Genomic DNA, 16,466 nt, shown 5'->3' on the forward strand with positions numbered 1-16,466 from the left:
GTATCATCCATAAAAAAAGTGATCCATCCATATTCAAACTAATGGAGTTGGGGTGATGACATGAACATACGCATTTTCATATATGAAACTGTTCTGTTTTTACTGGTGATTGTTTCTGTGATTACTGCATTAACATCCAATGAACGCTTTACATTCGTCCATTGGATCATATGGGGGATTTTCTTTGTTGATTATTTTGTCCGTCTTGTTAGAGCGAACCATAGATGGCATTTCATCAAATCCCACCCTTTGGAATTGATTGCTATCATCCCGCTCGATGCTATTTTCCAAGTGGCTCGCTTTTTCATGTTCTTCCGCATGCTTAAACTAGTGGGCATTTTCCCGCGTTTTTTAAAGCCTGTGTACACCCTTTTGAAAACGAATGGTTTAGAGAGGCTCTTAGTGTTTGCGGCTGTTTTAATTTTTCTCATGCCGATTCCGATGATCATGATCGAACCCCAAATCATCAACTACAACGATGCCATTTGGTGGGCTATCGTCACCATCACGACTGTCGGTTATGGCGATATTTATCCAGAGACTGCCCTCGGACGATTTTTTGCAGTCATCTTGATGTTTGTCGGCATTGGCATCATCGGTACGTTTACCAGCGCCATCTCGGCTTTTTTCGCTTCCCGTAGACAGCCATCTGAAGACGACCACATTCTGAACATCGTCAATTCGATCAAGAAAATCGACAAACTGACAGCCGAAGACCACCAGCTCATCCAATCGTATCTGAAAAAGAAACTCGAATGATCATTTCCATAATAAAAAGGCAGCAGCTAGTGAACTTCACAAGCCGCTGCCTTTTTTTCATGAATCTGTTTTAATGCGATTTAACCTGCGCATTGATGAACGACATCATGTCGCCAAAGCTGTCGTAATGAAACCAGTCATAGCGCATTTTCTGGTCGACTTCGCCATTGTCACTGATGTGCATGGAATTGGCACTCAGTTGAAGGATATCGGTGTCTTCCACTTCCGTCGGCTCTTGTTCGAATGCGTGGCCGGCAAACTGTTTTTTTACCGCTTCATAAAACTTGTCCCGCTCGTCTTCCTGGTCGAATTCCCACGATTCGTATTTGCCACGGCATAGGACTTCTATTGAATACACTTGTTTTTCACCCATGATTTCTCTCCTCCAAGTAAAGCGTCGTATTGCTCTTTACCTCAAGGAGACAGGCGGGAAACATTTCTTTCACGCTTAGTGTATTGATACAACGCTGACACATTCAAGAATTTATAGAATACAGAATGTCTTAACAAAAACAATCAATGAAATATTTTAGTGTTTGTAGAAGCGTCCGCTCGACTCCTGTGGAATAGTGAGACGGCCGAGACCCCGCAAGGAATGAATGAGCGAAGTTTAGCTGAGCGCATTCATTTGCGACGCATCTGCCACGCAGATGTGGGAGCACAAGGTTTTCAGAGCGACTGAGGAGGCTTGGACGCGAGCCCACGGAGTCGTGCGGTAAGCTTCGAAAAACACGCTTATAAATTTCTTGAGAGTCTAAATCACTTATTGTCTTTCATCGTCTGGCGGGCTTCGGTCATTTGCTTCCATACCGAGCCGCGCGCTTCTTCGCCTTGTTCGATGCGGGCGATCGCCATCTTGATCTGAAGCTTCACTTCGAACTCAGGGTCATTTTCCGCTTTCTTAAGTGCAGGAAGCGCTTGTTCCGTCCCTGTTTCATACAAGAACATCGCGGCACGCCAGCGCACGAGCTTGTTCTTGTCTTTCAAGGTCTCGATCATGATCGGCTCGAACGCCACGAAGCCAAGGTCGCTGATGGTGTCGCCTGCTGTGCGGCGCACCGCCCACGATTTGTCTTTCATCGCTTGTTCTGCAAAAGGCACGATCCTTTCGTCGTCGATGTCGCCGAGGTAGATGGCCGCTTGACGGCGGATCGACATCTTGTCGTCTTCTAACGCCTTGCCGAGGAGCGGCAAATCCTCAATATCCGCTTCAACCAATTGGCCGAGCAATTGAAAGCGCGTCTCCCAGTCGGGTGCATTGAACTCTTCCATAGACACTCTGCGCTTCTTAACTGTGCCGGCCGGTTCATTCGATTCGGTTTTGCTCGTCAAAGATTCAAGGCGTTCGTTCGGATAGGCCGCTTCGATTTCCTCGACGATGCTTTTGCCGATTTCCGCTTTTTCACCGTAGCGGACGCCATAATCCGCCCATTTGCGCTGGAAAATGAAGTTTTCGTCGGTCGGGTCCATCACACGGTTCATCGCATTGACAAATCGCTCCGGCATCGCAAAACGCTCTTCCGATTGCGAATCGAACACTTTGACTTGGAGTGGAATGCCTTTGAATTCCTGGACATGGACATAGATCTCCCCAAAGTGCTCATCGATTTCGAGCTCTTCCTCGGAGCCATTGCCTTCGCCGAAGACTTTGCGCACGTCCGCAAGAATGCCTTCCCAATCGGATTTCGCATTGCGTTCGACTGCGAGGAAATCCGCCACATGGTAAACGCCTTTGACGCCGTCGATTTCGAGGATTTGCTGCACTTCTTTGGGTGCGCCTTCCGTCTGGTCTTTTTTGTAATTATGGCTCTTGCCAAATGGCAATTCCTGGTCGATGATCACTTTCATCGTATTCGGGCTTGGTGTCGGTTCAATAGCTACTATTTTCAAGATAATCCCTCCTGTGAAATTTACGATTCTGCCAGTTCCTGCAGATAGCTCCACCGTTCGATCAATTCATCGTACTCGGCTGTGTACGCATCAATTTGGTCGGTCAATTCTTGTAATTTATCGAAATCAGATCCGGCGCCAGACATAGAAGCTTCGGTCTCTTCAATCTTTTCTTCCACTTGTGATATTTTCTCCAGAATGCCTTCGTATTCTTTTTGCTCCAGGAAAGTCATTTTCTTTTTTTTGCTCACTGCAGCTGGCGCTTGTTGTGCCGCTGGCGCTTCATTTGCCACAGTTACAGCTTGCGGCTCAACTACTGGCTTTTTTTCTTTCAGCCAGTCGGTATACAACCCTTGGTATTCATCGACGGTGCCGCTGCCGAGCGTCCACAGCTTTTTGGCGATCCGGTCGAGGAAAAAGCGGTCGTGGGAAATGGTCAACACAACGCCCGGGAAATTCTCCAAAAAGTCTTCAAGTACTGACAGTGTTTGGATATCCAAATCGTTCGTCGGCTCATCGAGCAACAGCATGTTCGGTTTTTCCATCAATAGTTTGAGCAAGTACAAGCGTTTGCGTTCGCCGCCGGACAATTTGCCTATCAATGTGCCGTGTGCGTTGGACGGGAACAAAAAGCGTTCGAGCATTTGCGTCGCGGACAGGCGTACGCCTTTTTCCGCTTCAAAATCGCTCGATACTTCCTGGATATACTCGATCATGCGCTGGGATTCATCCATTTCCGGCAAGCGCTGCGTGAAGTGGGCGATTTTGACGGTGCTGCCGTAATCCAAAGTGCCGGATGTGGCTTCGATATCGCCGGCGATCAATTTCATCAATGTGGATTTACCCGCTCCGTTCGGGCCGACGATGCCGATGCGGTCGCCGCCTTGCAGCAAAAAGTCAAACGAATGGAAGATTTGCTGGTCGCCATAAGCGACTGACAAGTTTTCCCCTTCGATGATTTTCTTACCGAGGCGCTGGCTTTGCATCTTCAGCTCGAGGCTCGTGTTGTCGGATGTCGATTCCAGGTCTTCCGATAATTGGTCAAAGCGTTGAATGCGCGCTTTTTGTTTCGTGCTGCGGGCTTTTGCGCCGCGGCGAATCCATTTCAGTTCCGAGCGGAATCGGTTATGCATTTTCTGTCTGGATGCGTCCGCCACTTCTTCGCGAATGGCTTTCGCTTCGAGGTAATCGCCGTAATTGCCTTTATGCGTATACATCGTTTGATCTGCCAATTCGAAAATATGAGTCGAGACGGCATCCAGGAAATAGCGGTCATGCGTGACGAACAGCATCGCGCTATTCATGCGCAGCAGCGTTTCCTGGAGCCATTCGGTAGAGCTCGCATCGAGATGGTTGGTCGGCTCGTCCAACAAAATCAAATCTGCCGGTTCGATCAACGCTTTGGCGAGGGCTACCCGCTTGCGCTGGCCACCTGACAATTCACTGATCTGCTGGTCGTACATATCGATGCCGAGCTTGGTCAAAGCAGTCTTGGCTAAAGCATTGATATCCCAAGCATTTTCCTGCTCCATGCCTTCCTGGATTTTCATCAACTCTTCCTGCAATTGCTCTGAACTGGAGTCAGCCATCATATTAAGCAGCGCTTTTTCATATGAACGGTTCAATGCCAGCAGCGGTGAATCACCGGAAAACACCGTTTCAAGGACGGTCAGCGATTCATCAAATTCAGGCTCCTGCATCAAATACGTGATGCGGTATTTTTTCGGATGGTCCATCTCCATGGAATCCGCTTCCATGTCCCCTGCAAGAATCGACATCAAGGTCGACTTGCCGGTTCCGTTGACGCCGATCAAGCCGGCGCGTTCTCCTGGATACAATGAAAATTCGATATTGGTAAAGAGGGTTTTGACCCCCACTGATTTGGTTAAGTTCTTTACATGTAAGTGGCTCATTTTTTCCCATCCGTTTCGTTTTGTAGTTGCTCTAGAAAGGATAGCATAAATCGGTGGCGCTCTTCAGCCATTTGCTTTCCGCTATCCGTGATCATCAGCTCTTTAAGCAATAAAAGTTTCTCGTAAAAATGTGTGACGGTGCTCGTCGTGGCTGTCCGGTATTCGCTTTCAGACATTTTTCTTCGTGCTGTTTCGTTCGGCTCATACAATTTCCGGCCTTTAGCCCCGCCATAGGCGAATGCACGCGCAATGCCGATGGCGCCAATTGCATCGAGGCGGTCGGCATCACGGACGATTTTCCCTTCAATCGAATCAGGCTCATCGTTCGTTCCACCTTTAAAGGATACCGTTTTGATGACGGAGCGAACCTTGTCGCGCTCCATATCCGTCAGCTCGAGCTGTTGCAAAATCTCATTTTCCCAATCTTCATCGTCATGCTTATATTTCGGGTCGGACACATCGTGCAGCAAAACCGCCAGTTCGATCAATAGCAGATCGCCGCCTTCTTTTTGTGCAATGTGCCAGGCATTGTGCATGACCCGTTCGATATGCTGCCAGTCATGGCTGGCATCGAAAGTCTCGTATATCTTTTTAACTTTTGTTCGGCATTCAGTTATAATTGCGCAGTTCATCCAATCGCTCCTTCAATCTAAACTTCCGTAACCAGTATAACGCGAAAAACGCATCTACGGCGGCCCTTCGCCTTATTGACCTAATATGCACCATCATGTATAGTTAAGCCATCCATTGCCTCATAGGCTGGTTTTGACAATCTGAATATATAGGGGGAAGGTCCATGCACCATGGTGTTGTGAAATGGTTCAATTCAGAAAAAGGCTATGGCTTTATCGAATGTGACAACGGTGATGACGTTTTCGTCCATTTTACCGGTATCCAAGGTGATGGGTTCCGCACGTTGCAAGAAGGCAAACCCGTGTCGTTCGAGATCATCGACGGCAATCGCGGCCCGCAAGCTGCTAACGTCCTCCTTATTGATAGTGAATAGAAAAAAGCAGGAACGGAACATGCCGTTTCTGCTTTTTATTTTTGCGTAAATTATCTAATTCATCCCTTAGAGCCCATCTTATTCAATTCCTGGCCTAAAAACTGCAGCTGGGTGCCGACCGTGCATTCACTGATGCAAAAGCGGTGCGCCGCCGTTTTCCCTTCGTCCTTGCGGAGTTGGGCTTTGACAAAGCACCCTTCACAATAGGTGCTGAGCATGTCATCTATTTCATTGATGATGGATACTTTCTTCATAATGAGTCCCTCCGCAAAATGTCATTCTATTATTCTACTATGAATTTGTTTTTTTCTGCAACAATCGGTATACTGGCTTGGGACATTTTGGTCCTGAAGCGGTTCGAAACTTCCCGCTCTACCAAAACTAAGGAGGAACTCGTTTGTTCAATGAATTATGGGGGCTCGGCTTTGCCCTATTCAATTTTGTATTATTGCTCGTTATGTATAAAACCTTCGGCAAGACCGGTTTGTTCGCGTGGGTCGCAGTCGCGACCATCCTGGCGAATATCCAAGTGACGAAAACGATTGAAATCATCGGCTTGACGGCAACACTCGGAAACAGTTTGTATGCTTCCACATTTCTCGCTACCGATATTTTAAATGAAAAATACGGCAAAAAAGAAGCGAAAAAAGCGGTTTGGCTCGGTTTTTCGTCGCTGCTGATCATGGTGTTGACCATGCAATTCGGCTTGCAATTCCTGCCGGCGGATAGTGATTTTGCACAAGGCTCGCTGGAGACGATTTTCGGCTTGGTGCCGCAGATTGCCATCGCCAGCCTCATTGCTTATCTGCTCGCACAGCATATCGATGTCATCGTGTTCTCTGCATTAAGGCGCGTATTCCCGAAAGACAGCCAGTTCTGGATCCGCAACAATGGGTCTACCTTGCTCAGTCAATTGCTCGATACCTTGATCTTTACATCCATCGCTTTTTACGGCGTTTTTCCATTTGACGTTTGGATCCAAATCTTCATTTCGACCTATGTATTGAAGTTCATCGTATCGGTAATGGGTACGCCATTCGGCTATATGGCGAAGAAAATCCGTCCATTCGAAGAGAAGGAGGAGTCCGCTTCATGATCGAACTATTCGTCGATGCCTCGACTGCGGGACGTGCGAACGTCAGTGCAGTCGGCGTATTTTTGCGCGGTGAAGGACATTCCATCAAATGGAGTGAATATGTCGGGGAGATGGACAACCACCAAGCGGAATTCACTGCCCTGTTGAAAGGGCTGGAACTTGCACAGCCGCTCGCGACCGGGATGGTAGCGATCAAATGTGATTCGAAATTGGTTGTCGATGCGTTCGAAAAACGATTCGTGAAAAATCCAGTGTTCCGGAAACTTCTAGATGAAGCACTAGCCATTGCCGACGGTTTTGACTATTGCTTCATTAAATGGATTCCCGATTCGCAAAACAAAGCAGCGCATGCACTGGCCAACCAAAAACTGAATGAACATAAATAAATAAAGCAGCCATTCATTGTGAATGGCTGCTTTTTACTTTTTGGCATGCCAGACAGCGGTCGATTCTGCTATGATGGAGACATCCTGATTTACTGGAGGCTATGTATGAGATCGAAACTAGGAACTGCACTCGATATTTTCATTCTATTGATCGGACCGATCATCATCTACTCGCGCATCGCAGACATTTCGCGTGATGGGATATCGCTTTATCCACTCTTGTCGATCATCATTATCGGCATTGCACTCGCTTTCGCGATTTATAATCTTTATCATATCGTCAAAGCGAAGCAAACCGATCAGCAACGAAAAAAATAGCAGAAATGAGGATTTATGGTGAAAACGCTGATGTTTTACTTTGTCCCATTGGCCGTTTATGCAGCGGTCAATAATGGAATCAGTGATGAGTTGTCGTGGCCGTATTACTTGATTTTGCTGCTGGCGTTTTTGATGTTCCAGCTCGGAAGGCTGCGCTATCCGAAAAACGCTATTCCACCTGCGGCAAAAGTGACGCAGGCAGTGTTTTATGGCTTGGCCGTGGTGATGATTTTCCGTGACAAGTATTTGGATGCCGGCCTTGTCAACTTGATGGTCGTATTGGCTACCGTGTTTGTAATTGTCGAATTAGTGATTGCAAAACCTGAGCAAGCGGATAAAACCTAAAAAAGTGCGAAGCCTAAAACCGGCTTCGCACTTTTTTAGCGCATATTAAACTTATAGTACATACCATAATATGAATAACACGACTGCGATGCTGATCCAAGTGATGATGCGGATCAGGTTGCGCTTGCGGCGAATTTCTTGTTCTTCTTTCACTTCTTTTAACAATGGCATTTCTTGCCCTCCTTGCTTTATTTCATTTCCCAACGCTTCCTGCTTCGATTATGATGAATAAAAAGGAGGTTTTCAAGTTGAAAAAATGGCTATTTCCCGGAATTCTTGCGATCGCCCTCACCGGCTGCAGCAATTCTCCTGCAAATCCCGATGAAGCGACTGCACCAGCGGATGCAATCGCCACTGACCTTGATGCCCCTTGGTCCATCAACAAACACGACGATGTTTTTTATGTCTCGGAACGTCCTGGGACTGTCGCTTTTATTGACCCACAAGGCAATGTGGAACGGCAAGCAGTTAATTTCGCTTCTCCGCTGTCTTCTGCATCGGAAGCCGGATTCCTCGGATTTGTCTTGAAGCCGGACTTCAGTGAATCGCAGGAAGCCTATGGTTATTACGTATACGAAGAAAATGGCAATTCCTATAATAAAATTGCCAGCTTCCGCCTAGAAGACGGCAGCTGGTCCGAAACCGATGTGCTGCTCGCCGGCATTCCGACTGGCAATGTCCATCACGGCGGCCGCTTGGAGATCGATGACAACGGCATTCTTTATGCCACGGTTGGCGATGCATCAGATCCGGAACTCGCTCAAGACCCCGCTTCGGTCAACGGCAAAATCCTGCGGCTTAATGAATTCGGTGAATTCGAAATCTATTCACGCGGACACCGCAACCCGCAAGGAATCGCCTGGTTGGATGGCGTGATGTATGCTTCGGAACATGGCCAATCCGCCAATGACGAAATCAATATCATTGAACAAGATGCCAATTACGGCTGGCCGGACATTGAAGGGGAAGAAACGGCTGAAGGCATGGAAGCCCCGTTCGCCACGAGCGGCGCCGATCATACATGGGCGCCGAGCGGCATTGATTTCCACAACGGCTCGCTTTATATCGCGGCGTTGCGCGGCACCGCCATTGAAGTGCTCGACCCTGAAACGGCCGAAATCATCGATTCCATCGAAGGATATGGCCGCATCCGCGACGTGCATTCGGACGGCGACAATTTGTATTTCATCACCAACAACACAGACGGCCGCGGCACGCCTTCCGATGGCGACGACAAGCTGTATATTTTAAACGAGCAATAAAAGAGTGGAGACTTTGGTCTCCGCTCTTTTCAGCTTGTTGAATAAGTGAATAATCCTCTACCATTCTGAGAATCAGATACTTTTCACTGGATTAGAATATCAGTGAAATGTCTAAGTGTTTGGAGAAGTGTCTGCTCGTAAAACCTTCTGCTCAATAATGCTACGCATTACTTCGCAAAGATAATGTCTCACATAGTTCGACTTTATCTTTCCTGTGGAATAGCGAGACGGCCGAGACCCCGCAGGGAATGAATGCGTGAAGCAACGCTGAACACATTCATTTGCGATGCTTGAGCGGAGCGAAAGTAGAGCAAACCGAGGAGGCTTGGACGCGAGCCCACGGAAAGCGAGCAGTAAGCTTCGGAAAACACGTTTTTCGAAGCTTCTCGACAGCCTAAAAAGAGCGGAAACTTTGGTTTTTTCGCTCTTTTTATTGTTTTTCAGTTTGTAACGGCATCAGCATCAACAATTCGTCGATAGAGCGGCCCTCTGTTTTTTGTGCATTTGGCGTCGTGCCGATTCGTTGAAACCCGCAGCGCTCATAAAAACGGATGGCTCGCTGATTGGCCGCATTGACAGCCAGTTCGAGCTGCTCAAGCATACCTTCGCTACGTATGTATGCCAGCAGATAATCGAACAAACCGGACGCCGCCCCTGTTCCCCTCGCTTTTTCAGCCGTATAGACGGCGACCAGTTCTGCGCGATGCTGTGTTTTTTTCCCTTGCAACTGGATAAGCGTCATTGTGCTGATAAGGCTTTCGCCGGAAAACGCACCGAAGCTTATGGCGTAAGGATTTTCAAGATTTTCAATCGTTGCGCTCAGCGGCCGTTCATTCGCTTCATAAAAACTCGTTGAAAATGCATCCGCATCCGTCTGCAATGCAATCAACCGGAGCTCTCTATATTGAACCGCATCCTCTTTCGTCAGTTGCCGATATTCCATTCAGTTCGTCCTTTCATCCGCGTAATTCCTGTTTGATATGCCCTTTTCCGTCTTGCACTGATATAGTGGCAAATGCCCCGTTGACAAAAATCAGTTGGGGCGGCTGATGCCCGATATCCGCATCGTAAATAACCGGTGTATCCAGCTGTTCTGCCAATTCTTTGTAAACTTGTTGAGCTGTATAGCCCTGAACCGGCTCATTAGCGGCGCTTCTGCCGAAGACAATGCCTGCACAATTGTCGAACCAGTCTGCATATTTCATTTGCAGCAAACTGCGTTTCAAATCGGTAACGGACATTTCACAGTTTTCCAAATACCACACTACTGGTTCTTGTGGAATATACGCTCTGCGGAATTTTGCCACATCTCCGAAAGGAGTGCCAATCAAATGGCGGATTACGTCGATGCAGCCGCCGAGCAGCCTCCCCTCGATTGTTTCACTGCGTCCGGAAACCGTCTTCCAGACTGTCGGCTCCTCCAAATGAAAGACGAGCGGTGAAGGATTGGCGTGATCCCAACTTTTCTGATAGAAATCCGACGATACTTGCTCAATGAACTCTCCTTCTGTCGATTCGAGGACGTCCCGCCAGCGAGCTGTCGTCGGATCGGTTTCGCTGCCTCGCAAATCGATAATATTCGTTCCGTGCGCTGTGGCGATGCCGGTATTTAATGTCATCGCTAAAGCCAGGAGGCTCAAATCTGAATAGCCGAGAATCCATTTCGCCGGAGCTTGCCGGAAATCCATATGCTCTAAAATTTCCAGCAGCAGCTCCCCGCCCCAAGGCGGAATGATTGCATCGATTGCCGGGTCTTGCCACATAGCAGCCAACTGCTGTGCGCGGTCTATTGCAGAAGATGACCTGGCTCCTTGTTGCGTCCACGCGTTGGCAGTCGTTTGGACCGATAGCCCTTGTTGTTCGAGACGGGAAATGGCGGCTTTCAGCAGCTCGTGATGTTCTGCAGGCACACCTGAAGAAGGTGCAGTGACGCCGATTGTCTGTAACGGACGATTTGGATAGCGGATCATGTTATGCCCTCCTTACCAGTTGATGTAATTGAATAATACATAGACGATGGCCATCAGTAAAGCTGCTCCGATACCTGTCAACAGCACATGGACGAGTCCATCGACCAATAAATTCGGCTGTTTGTCGAGTCGCTTGCCTCTAAACTGGGAAAAATCGGGCGGCGTCTCCAATATTTGTCGTTCTCGATAGGAAATATTATTTTTCTCTGTATTTTTGCTCATTTATAAGCACCCCTATAATTTAACATTTTTAAATTATTTTACATTTTATAATTATACTAAAAACCGAGACAAGAATACATGCTAGATTTTTTGCATCATTTTCGAGTTTCGGCTATTTCCATCTGATTAGGGTATATAACGGACATAGCTTATTGAAAAAGGAGATTGATGTTATGAAAACCTTAGTCATCGGTGCAAATGGAAAAATCGGCCAACATCTTGTCCGCTTACTGTCAGAACATCCGAATCATCATCCAAAAGCCTTGATTCGCAAACCGGAACAGCAGCCCTTGTTCGATAAACTGCAGGCTGAAACGGTTATAGCAAGCTTAGAAGGATCCGTGGCAGAGCTTCAGCAGGCAATGAAGGGATGCGACGCGGTCGTTTTTACAGCAGGCAGCGGTGCTTCTACCGGCGCGGATAAAACCTTGACCGTCGATTTGGACGGTGCAGCAAAAGCGGTGGAAGCCGCCGAACTCGCCGGGGTCAATCATTTTGTTATGGTCAGCGCCATTCATGCAGATGACCGCTCGCTATGGACAAAAGAAATGACGCCTTATTATATCGCGAAATACCACGCAGATCGCATCCTTCAAGCGAGCAGCCTTTCCTATACCATCATCCGTCCCGGCTTGCTGACTGATGAACCGGCAACAGGCAAGGTTGCTGCTGCCGGCAAGCTCGAGGCGGGCAGCATTCCGCGTCAAGACGTCGCGGCAGTGATAGTTGCTTGCCTTGACACTCCAGAGCTCGCCGATAAAGTGTTCGAGTTAACATCAGGAGATGAAGAAATCACACAAGCCTTGCACAATATTTAGTTGCACTTTAGAACCAAAAAAGCAGGCGAAGGAAAAATCCTTCGCCTGCTTTTTCATTATGCTTTGGTGGCCGTCTGGCTTTTCCAATTGCGGTAGCCGATGATTGCCTGGAATACGAAAGCGATCGAACAGATTCCAATCGCCAAATAACCGAGCGTTGTGATGGGCTGCATCAACATCGATTGAACGACCAATAACAGCATCATGACTGCGATTCCGAAATTGACGATATATGGCTTGTCGTAGTATTTCTTCGAAGCGATTCCGACAAAGACCGCCGCTGCAATAATTGCCGCGATTAACAAGAAATCCATTCATTTTCATCCCTTTGCAATAAAATTGGTCTGCCACTCAATTAGCATCTGAATTGGATAAACACTATGCTATAGCTACTATAGCATAGTTATTCGGACCACTCGGCAATATTTTGCCAGCTTAATTGCTGGCTCACTGACCAATTAATTGGGCAACAAGTTTCTTGTACCGGTCAAAATCGAACTCGACGCTATTCGGTTTGTAAAACCACAAAACCGCGTCTTTTTCACCGCGCCCGAGCAAATAGGTGACGAACGCTTTCGGGCTCGAAAGGTCCACGCCCGAGTCAAAAGCTTGCTGTAATTTAATAACCATCTGTTGATCTGTCATCATGAAAATCCTCCCTTTTCATTTTGGCAGTTCACGCAAATCGAGAACTACGGGAAGCGTTTCAAAATCAGGGCGCCGCATCAACCCAATCAACCCGGCAGCCGTTTCATCGGGACTGCTCAGTTTGCCGCTGCGCTTATAGTCCTTGAAATGTTCAAGTTGTGGAAAATCCGCTTCACCGCTATTGCGGATCGTTTGCTGCATCTCGGTGTCGATAATGCCCGGTGCAACTGATACAGCTTTAAGGTCCGGATATTCAGCATCTACGCACGCTGTATAATGGTCGAGCCCGGCTTTCCCTGTGCAATATGCGCTCCAGCCGGCCACGTGCTTTCTGCCGGCACCAGAGGAAATATTGACGATGCGGCGTTTTGCGCTTGTTGCTTCGGTTTCGCGCAAAAACGCGGCCGATAGTGCCATCGGGGCAACCAAATTCAAGCTGATGCTTGCTGCAAGTTGTTCCGGCTGTGCAGATGCTGCTAAACCGATCGGTTCGATAGTTCCAGCATTGTTAACCAAGGTGATGCACGTAACCTCTTGTGGAATTTCATTGATAGCGCTTGCCATCATGCCAGAAATCCGGTCGATATCGGTCAAATTTTGAGTCATGAATCCATGGCCGTTCCAATCCGCAGGCTTAGAGCGTGCGATGCCGATAACTTGATGGCCATCTGCTGCTAATTGCTGGCTCAATGCCAGCCCGATCCCTTTAGATGCACCTGTAATCACATATGCTTCCATATTCATACCTCCACGCCGTTTTTCTCGTACATGACTTCGCCGGCAACGACCGTCATGGCGACCTCGGCTTCGAGCAATTGCTCTTCCGGCCCTTCAAATAAATCACGGTCGAAAATGGTGAAATCAGCGTCAAAACCGTCACGGATCAATCCGCGTCTGTGTTCCATGCAGATCGCTTCAGCGCAGCCGAATGTATAGAGACGTATTGCTTCAAATCGGCTGAGCTTTTGTTCCGGCAAATAGCCTTCATGTGATTCATCGGGATTGCGACGCGCGACTGCGGCAAAAATTCCAAGGCGCGGATCCACATCCTCGATTGGCGCATCCGAGCCTCCTGCACAAATGATGCCTGCATCGAGCAGCGTTTTCCATGCATAAGACAACGCCAATCGGTCTTCACCGAGCCGTTCGACCACCCACGGGAAATCAGAAGTGACAAAGCTCGGTTGCAGATCGAGTGCTACATCCAGCCGCTTCAAGCGCTCGAGCAAGTCTTCTCTTAGCACCATCACGTGAATGAGGCGGTCTCTTTTGCCTTCAGGTGTCGGATGGGCTTCAATGGCGTCGAGCGCCTTTTCCAGTGCAAAATCGCCGATGACATGAATGGCAACTGCCTCTCCATGTTTTCGCGCTACCGATACAAGGCGTTTCAATTCGTCATCGGAATGAATCGCTACGCCGCTCGTTGATGGATCATCGGTGTATGGACGGCTGAGTAAGGCCGTTCTGCCCCCGATCGAGCCGTCTGCGAATAACTTCATCGGGCCTGGATCGATAAACGGCTCCATATACTCTGCATGTTCCATCATTTCTTCAAATGCTGCATGCGCACGCAGCAGATGGGCACGGAATTTGGTCTTGCCACCGAGCACATGATGAAATGCTTGCAGCGGCCTTGAATAATGGCCGTAATATCCCATGTCTTCCGTATGTCCACCCGTCAGCCCAAGTGCGAGCAAATCATCGACTGAAGTTTGGAGCGCTTTTGTCAAATAGTCAACAGAGACTTCCGGCACGACATTGGCCACAAGTTCTTGTGCAGCATCAAGTAAATATCCGGTCGGCTCGCCATCCGAATCACGCACAATAAGCCCGCCTTCCGGATCTTTTGTGTCTTTTGTGATGCCGGCAAGCTCAAGCGCCCGAGAATTCGCCAAAATGGCATGGCGGCACACACGCTTCAACATCATCGGCGACAAACTAATCGCGTCCAACTCATTGCGGTGGAAAATTTTGCGGTCCGCGAAATTGTTTTCATTCCAGCCTTCCCCGATAAACCAGTCATCCTTTTGCAAACCTTCAGTGGAAACAATCAACTGTTGTTTCATTTCTTCGGAACTGAGAATTTTCGACAAATCGCTGCGCATCAGTTTCTCTCCATGCTGGATCATATGCAGGTGGCTGTCGACAAAGCCCGGATACATCGTACGCCCTTGCAAATCGATTGATTTGTCACAAAGTGCCATCAGCTCTGCCACTGTACCTGTTTTTTCTATGCGATCATCACAGACAAGAACCGCTTCCACCGTCTCGCCTTCTGCAGCCATCGTGTAAATCTGTCCACCATACCAAAGCACTTTCATTTACTTCCACTCCTTTTCTCTTTGTTCATCATAAATTTATTCCGCAGCGCATTCAATAAGTTTGGCTGCAAACTGTCTAATTTTTCTCATTTGCGCCACACATACATCGGCGGGCATTTATGATATACTATGCACAACTTTAGAAAGCTGAGGTGAGCTCCCGGATATGGGGGACGAATTGGACAGTATATTTTATCTATATGTTTCATTAGCAAGCATTCTTTTATTTTTGACCGCTTTTTTTGTCGGAGCGGAATTCTCGATCATCCGTGTCCGTCTGTCACGCATTGAACAAGCCTTATCAGAAGGTCAACAAAATGCGAAGTGGCTCGGAAAGATCAGCAACAACCTGGATTATTATTTATCTGTTGCACGCTTCGGCATTGCAGTCACGGCAATCGGCCTTGGCTGGCTGTCTAAGCGACTCGCTGAGTTGCCGGCAGTACAAGCGATTACCGGCAATTTCGGACAGGAATTATCGCCCCTTATCGCTTACCTCGTCATTTTTGTACTGGTCTTCCTGATCCGTGCCATTATCGGCGAACTGGCGCCAAAAGCGCTTGCCGCACAATACGCAGAACGTGCGGCGTTCCGTTTAGCTCCACTGCTGTACTTGTCAGGACGCATATTCGCGCCTGTGCTATGGCTGATGAATGTTTGTGCACGAGCGATACTACGGCTGTTCGGAGTTCGTTCCACCCAGCCTGAATACGGCCATTCCGAAGAAGATTTGAAACTTTTGATGCACGAAAGCTATCAAGGCGGCGAAATCAACCAGAACGAACTGGCCTATATGCAGAACATCTTTTCATTCGACGAACGGCAGGCAAAAGATATTATGCTGCCACGTACGCAAATGATCACCATTTCCCTTAAAATGGATCATGCTGAATTGATGGAAATTATTGAAGAACATCAATATACACGCTATCCCGTGACAGAAAACGGCGATAAAGATGACATTATCGGCTTCGTCAACATCAAGGAACTGCTGACGAGCTATACGATGACGCGCGACTTGGCGAAAAGCTTGACGATCCACGACTTGCCGTTCCTGCACGACCAGGCGCCGATACAGGATGTGCTGTTGCGCATGCAGCTTGAGCATGTCCATATGGCGATTGTGGTCGACGAATATGGCGGTACTGCCGGCGTCATTACGATGGAAGATATTCTTGAAGAAATCGTCGGTGAAATCCGTGACGAATTCGACCATGATGAATCCGATGATATCAAGCGTTTGGATCATCATAACTTCCTGGTCAATGGCCGTGTGTTGCTGTCGGAACTCGAAGCGCGCTTCCCGATAAGCTTTGCGGAAAGTGAAGACATCGATACGATCGGCGGCTGGGTTCAGATGATGGATACCGATATCGGCGAAGGCGGCACCATCGACTTGCCCGACTTTCGGTTTATCGTCAAGGAAATGGAAAACCACCAAATCATCACCGTGCAGCTGAATAGGATCACCCACACATAACAAAAGGGCATTGCTTCGTCAGCAATGCCCTT

21 protein-coding genes are annotated in these 16,466 nt (G+C 48.1%); 9 read left to right on the top strand and 12 right to left on the bottom strand.

Annotation, left to right across the window (positions count from 1 at the left end):
* Positions 1-60: 60 nt before the first annotated feature.
* Positions 61-759, top strand: a complete 699-nt coding sequence (locus tag ACFO5U_RS05400) for a potassium channel family protein (RefSeq protein ID WP_377277371.1) — start codon at positions 61-63, stop codon at positions 757-759.
* A gap of 70 nt (positions 760-829) precedes the next feature.
* Here ACFO5U_RS05400 and ACFO5U_RS05405 read toward each other — a convergent pair whose 3' ends face one another.
* The 4 genes from ACFO5U_RS05405 to ACFO5U_RS05420 all read right to left on the bottom strand — a co-directional run bounded on the left by ACFO5U_RS05405 (position 830) and on the right by ACFO5U_RS05420 (position 5,194).
* On the bottom strand, positions 830-1,132 hold the full coding sequence (locus tag ACFO5U_RS05405; protein ID WP_377277372.1) for a hypothetical protein: 303 nt from the start codon (positions 1,130-1,132) through the stop codon (positions 830-832).
* A gap of 386 nt (positions 1,133-1,518) precedes the next feature.
* Entirely contained in the window at positions 1,519-2,649 is a 1,131-nt protein-coding gene (locus ACFO5U_RS05410; RefSeq protein WP_377277374.1) for a conserved virulence factor C family protein, read from the bottom strand.
* A 20-nt stretch (positions 2,650-2,669) separates the two neighbouring features.
* Positions 2,670-4,562 carry an ABC-F family ATP-binding cassette domain-containing protein gene (locus ACFO5U_RS05415; RefSeq protein ID WP_377277376.1) on the bottom strand — a complete coding sequence of 631 codons (1,893 nt, stop codon included), beginning with the start codon at positions 4,560-4,562 and terminating at the stop codon, positions 2,670-2,672.
* Positions 4,559-5,194: an HD domain-containing protein gene (locus tag ACFO5U_RS05420; protein WP_377277377.1), complete on the bottom strand. Its 636-nt coding sequence runs from the start codon at positions 5,192-5,194 to the stop codon at positions 4,559-4,561. The genes ACFO5U_RS05415 and ACFO5U_RS05420 overlap by 4 nt, the downstream gene beginning before the upstream one ends.
* A gap of 164 nt (positions 5,195-5,358) precedes the next feature.
* Between ACFO5U_RS05420 and ACFO5U_RS05425 the strand changes: the two genes are divergently transcribed.
* Positions 5,359-5,568, top strand: a complete 210-nt coding sequence (locus ACFO5U_RS05425; protein ID WP_377277379.1) for a cold-shock protein — start codon at positions 5,359-5,361, stop codon at positions 5,566-5,568.
* Positions 5,569-5,627: 59 nt separating this feature from the next.
* Here ACFO5U_RS05425 and ACFO5U_RS05430 read toward each other — a convergent pair whose 3' ends face one another.
* Positions 5,628-5,822, bottom strand: coding sequence for a zinc-finger domain-containing protein (locus ACFO5U_RS05430; RefSeq protein ID WP_377277381.1), 195 nt, complete (start codon positions 5,820-5,822; stop codon positions 5,628-5,630).
* 143 nt (positions 5,823-5,965) lie between these two features.
* Here ACFO5U_RS05430 and ACFO5U_RS05435 point away from each other — a divergent pair, with 143 nt between their 5' ends.
* From ACFO5U_RS05435 to ACFO5U_RS05455, 5 genes are all read left to right on the top strand, one after another.
* Positions 5,966-6,664, top strand: a complete 699-nt coding sequence (locus ACFO5U_RS05435; RefSeq protein ID WP_377277382.1) for a queuosine precursor transporter — start codon at positions 5,966-5,968, stop codon at positions 6,662-6,664.
* Positions 6,661-7,050: a ribonuclease HI family protein gene (locus ACFO5U_RS05440; protein ID WP_377277384.1), complete on the top strand. Its 390-nt coding sequence runs from the start codon at positions 6,661-6,663 to the stop codon at positions 7,048-7,050. The genes ACFO5U_RS05435 and ACFO5U_RS05440 overlap by 4 nt, the downstream gene beginning before the upstream one ends.
* Before the next feature lie 105 nt (positions 7,051-7,155).
* Entirely contained in the window at positions 7,156-7,368 is a 213-nt protein-coding gene (locus ACFO5U_RS05445; RefSeq protein WP_377277385.1) for a hypothetical protein, read from the top strand.
* Between the two features lie 18 nt (positions 7,369-7,386).
* The gene (locus ACFO5U_RS05450; RefSeq protein ID WP_377277387.1) at positions 7,387-7,713 is read left to right on the top strand and encodes a hypothetical protein; all 327 of its coding nucleotides are present in this window, start codon (positions 7,387-7,389) and stop codon (positions 7,711-7,713) included.
* 248 nt (positions 7,714-7,961) lie between these two features.
* Entirely contained in the window at positions 7,962-8,975 is a 1,014-nt protein-coding gene (locus ACFO5U_RS05455) for a PQQ-dependent sugar dehydrogenase (protein WP_377277389.1), read from the top strand.
* A 430-nt stretch (positions 8,976-9,405) separates the two neighbouring features.
* Here the strand turns inward: ACFO5U_RS05455 and ACFO5U_RS05460 are convergent, their stop codons facing one another.
* The 3 genes from ACFO5U_RS05460 to ACFO5U_RS05470 are packed head-to-tail and all read right to left on the bottom strand — an operon-like array spanning position 9,406 to position 11,167.
* Entirely contained in the window at positions 9,406-9,918 is a 513-nt protein-coding gene (locus ACFO5U_RS05460; RefSeq protein ID WP_377277391.1) for a GNAT family N-acetyltransferase, read from the bottom strand.
* A 13-nt stretch (positions 9,919-9,931) separates the two neighbouring features.
* The gene (locus ACFO5U_RS05465) at positions 9,932-10,945 is read right to left on the bottom strand and encodes a S66 family peptidase (RefSeq protein ID WP_377277392.1); all 1,014 of its coding nucleotides are present in this window, start codon (positions 10,943-10,945) and stop codon (positions 9,932-9,934) included.
* Positions 10,946-10,957: 12 nt separating this feature from the next.
* The gene (locus ACFO5U_RS05470; protein WP_377277394.1) at positions 10,958-11,167 is read right to left on the bottom strand and encodes a hypothetical protein; all 210 of its coding nucleotides are present in this window, start codon (positions 11,165-11,167) and stop codon (positions 10,958-10,960) included.
* 173 nt (positions 11,168-11,340) lie between these two features.
* Here ACFO5U_RS05470 and ACFO5U_RS05475 point away from each other — a divergent pair, with 173 nt between their 5' ends.
* A complete protein-coding gene (locus ACFO5U_RS05475; protein ID WP_377277395.1) occupies positions 11,341-11,985 on the top strand; it encodes an SDR family oxidoreductase in 645 nt (214 codons plus the stop codon).
* Positions 11,986-12,041: 56 nt separating this feature from the next.
* Here ACFO5U_RS05475 and ACFO5U_RS05480 read toward each other — a convergent pair whose 3' ends face one another.
* The 4 genes from ACFO5U_RS05480 to ACFO5U_RS05495 all read right to left on the bottom strand — a co-directional run bounded on the left by ACFO5U_RS05480 (position 12,042) and on the right by ACFO5U_RS05495 (position 14,954).
* Entirely contained in the window at positions 12,042-12,299 is a 258-nt protein-coding gene (locus ACFO5U_RS05480) for a hypothetical protein (protein WP_377277397.1), read from the bottom strand.
* Between the two features lie 133 nt (positions 12,300-12,432).
* Positions 12,433-12,633 carry a hypothetical protein gene (locus ACFO5U_RS05485; RefSeq protein WP_377277399.1) on the bottom strand — a complete coding sequence of 67 codons (201 nt, stop codon included), beginning with the start codon at positions 12,631-12,633 and terminating at the stop codon, positions 12,433-12,435.
* Positions 12,634-12,648: 15 nt separating this feature from the next.
* Positions 12,649-13,371 carry an SDR family NAD(P)-dependent oxidoreductase gene (locus ACFO5U_RS05490; protein ID WP_377277400.1) on the bottom strand — a complete coding sequence of 241 codons (723 nt, stop codon included), beginning with the start codon at positions 13,369-13,371 and terminating at the stop codon, positions 12,649-12,651.
* Positions 13,372-13,373: 2 nt separating this feature from the next.
* Positions 13,374-14,954, bottom strand: a complete 1,581-nt coding sequence (locus tag ACFO5U_RS05495) for an amidohydrolase (RefSeq protein WP_377277402.1) — start codon at positions 14,952-14,954, stop codon at positions 13,374-13,376.
* A 178-nt stretch (positions 14,955-15,132) separates the two neighbouring features.
* Here ACFO5U_RS05495 and ACFO5U_RS05500 point away from each other — a divergent pair, with 178 nt between their 5' ends.
* Positions 15,133-16,434: a hemolysin family protein gene (locus ACFO5U_RS05500; protein ID WP_377277403.1), complete on the top strand. Its 1,302-nt coding sequence runs from the start codon at positions 15,133-15,135 to the stop codon at positions 16,432-16,434.
* Positions 16,435-16,466 lie beyond the last annotated feature (32 nt).

It is taken from the genome of Planococcus dechangensis, assembly GCF_042654465.1.
Classification (GTDB): Bacteria; Bacillota; Bacilli; order Bacillales_A; family Planococcaceae; genus Planococcus; species Planococcus dechangensis.

What these genes read in the sequence shown, in the direction of transcription:
- ACFO5U_RS05405 (WP_377277372.1), bottom strand. Translation starts at nt 1,132, where the DNA reads ATGGGTGAAAAACAAGTGTATTCAATAGAAGTCCTATGCCGTGGCAAA.
- ACFO5U_RS05430 (WP_377277381.1), bottom strand. Translation starts at nt 5,822, where the DNA reads ATGAAGAAAGTATCCATCATCAATGAAATAGATGACATGCTCAGCACC.
- ACFO5U_RS05465 (WP_377277392.1), bottom strand. Translation starts at nt 10,945, where the DNA reads ATGATCCGCTATCCAAATCGTCCGTTACAGACAATCGGCGTCACTGCA.
- ACFO5U_RS05445 (WP_377277385.1), top strand. Translation starts at nt 7,156, where the DNA reads ATGAGATCGAAACTAGGAACTGCACTCGATATTTTCATTCTATTGATC.
- ACFO5U_RS05485 (WP_377277399.1), bottom strand. Translation starts at nt 12,633, where the DNA reads ATGATGACAGATCAACAGATGGTTATTAAATTACAGCAAGCTTTTGAC.
- ACFO5U_RS05495 (WP_377277402.1), bottom strand. Translation starts at nt 14,954, where the DNA reads ATGAAAGTGCTTTGGTATGGTGGACAGATTTACACGATGGCTGCAGAA.
- ACFO5U_RS05415 (WP_377277376.1), bottom strand. Translation starts at nt 4,562, where the DNA reads ATGAGCCACTTACATGTAAAGAACTTAACCAAATCAGTGGGGGTCAAA.
- ACFO5U_RS05480 (WP_377277397.1), bottom strand. Translation starts at nt 12,299, where the DNA reads ATGGATTTCTTGTTAATCGCGGCAATTATTGCAGCGGCGGTCTTTGTC.
- ACFO5U_RS05420 (WP_377277377.1), bottom strand. Translation starts at nt 5,194, where the DNA reads ATGAACTGCGCAATTATAACTGAATGCCGAACAAAAGTTAAAAAGATA.
- ACFO5U_RS05460 (WP_377277391.1), bottom strand. Translation starts at nt 9,918, where the DNA reads ATGGAATATCGGCAACTGACGAAAGAGGATGCGGTTCAATATAGAGAG.
- ACFO5U_RS05440 (WP_377277384.1), top strand. Translation starts at nt 6,661, where the DNA reads ATGATCGAACTATTCGTCGATGCCTCGACTGCGGGACGTGCGAACGTC.
- ACFO5U_RS05475 (WP_377277395.1), top strand. Translation starts at nt 11,341, where the DNA reads ATGAAAACCTTAGTCATCGGTGCAAATGGAAAAATCGGCCAACATCTT.
- ACFO5U_RS05400 (WP_377277371.1), top strand. Translation starts at nt 61, where the DNA reads ATGAACATACGCATTTTCATATATGAAACTGTTCTGTTTTTACTGGTG.
- ACFO5U_RS05490 (WP_377277400.1), bottom strand. Translation starts at nt 13,371, where the DNA reads ATGGAAGCATATGTGATTACAGGTGCATCTAAAGGGATCGGGCTGGCA.
- ACFO5U_RS05470 (WP_377277394.1), bottom strand. Translation starts at nt 11,167, where the DNA reads ATGAGCAAAAATACAGAGAAAAATAATATTTCCTATCGAGAACGACAA.
- ACFO5U_RS05425 (WP_377277379.1), top strand. Translation starts at nt 5,359, where the DNA reads ATGCACCATGGTGTTGTGAAATGGTTCAATTCAGAAAAAGGCTATGGC.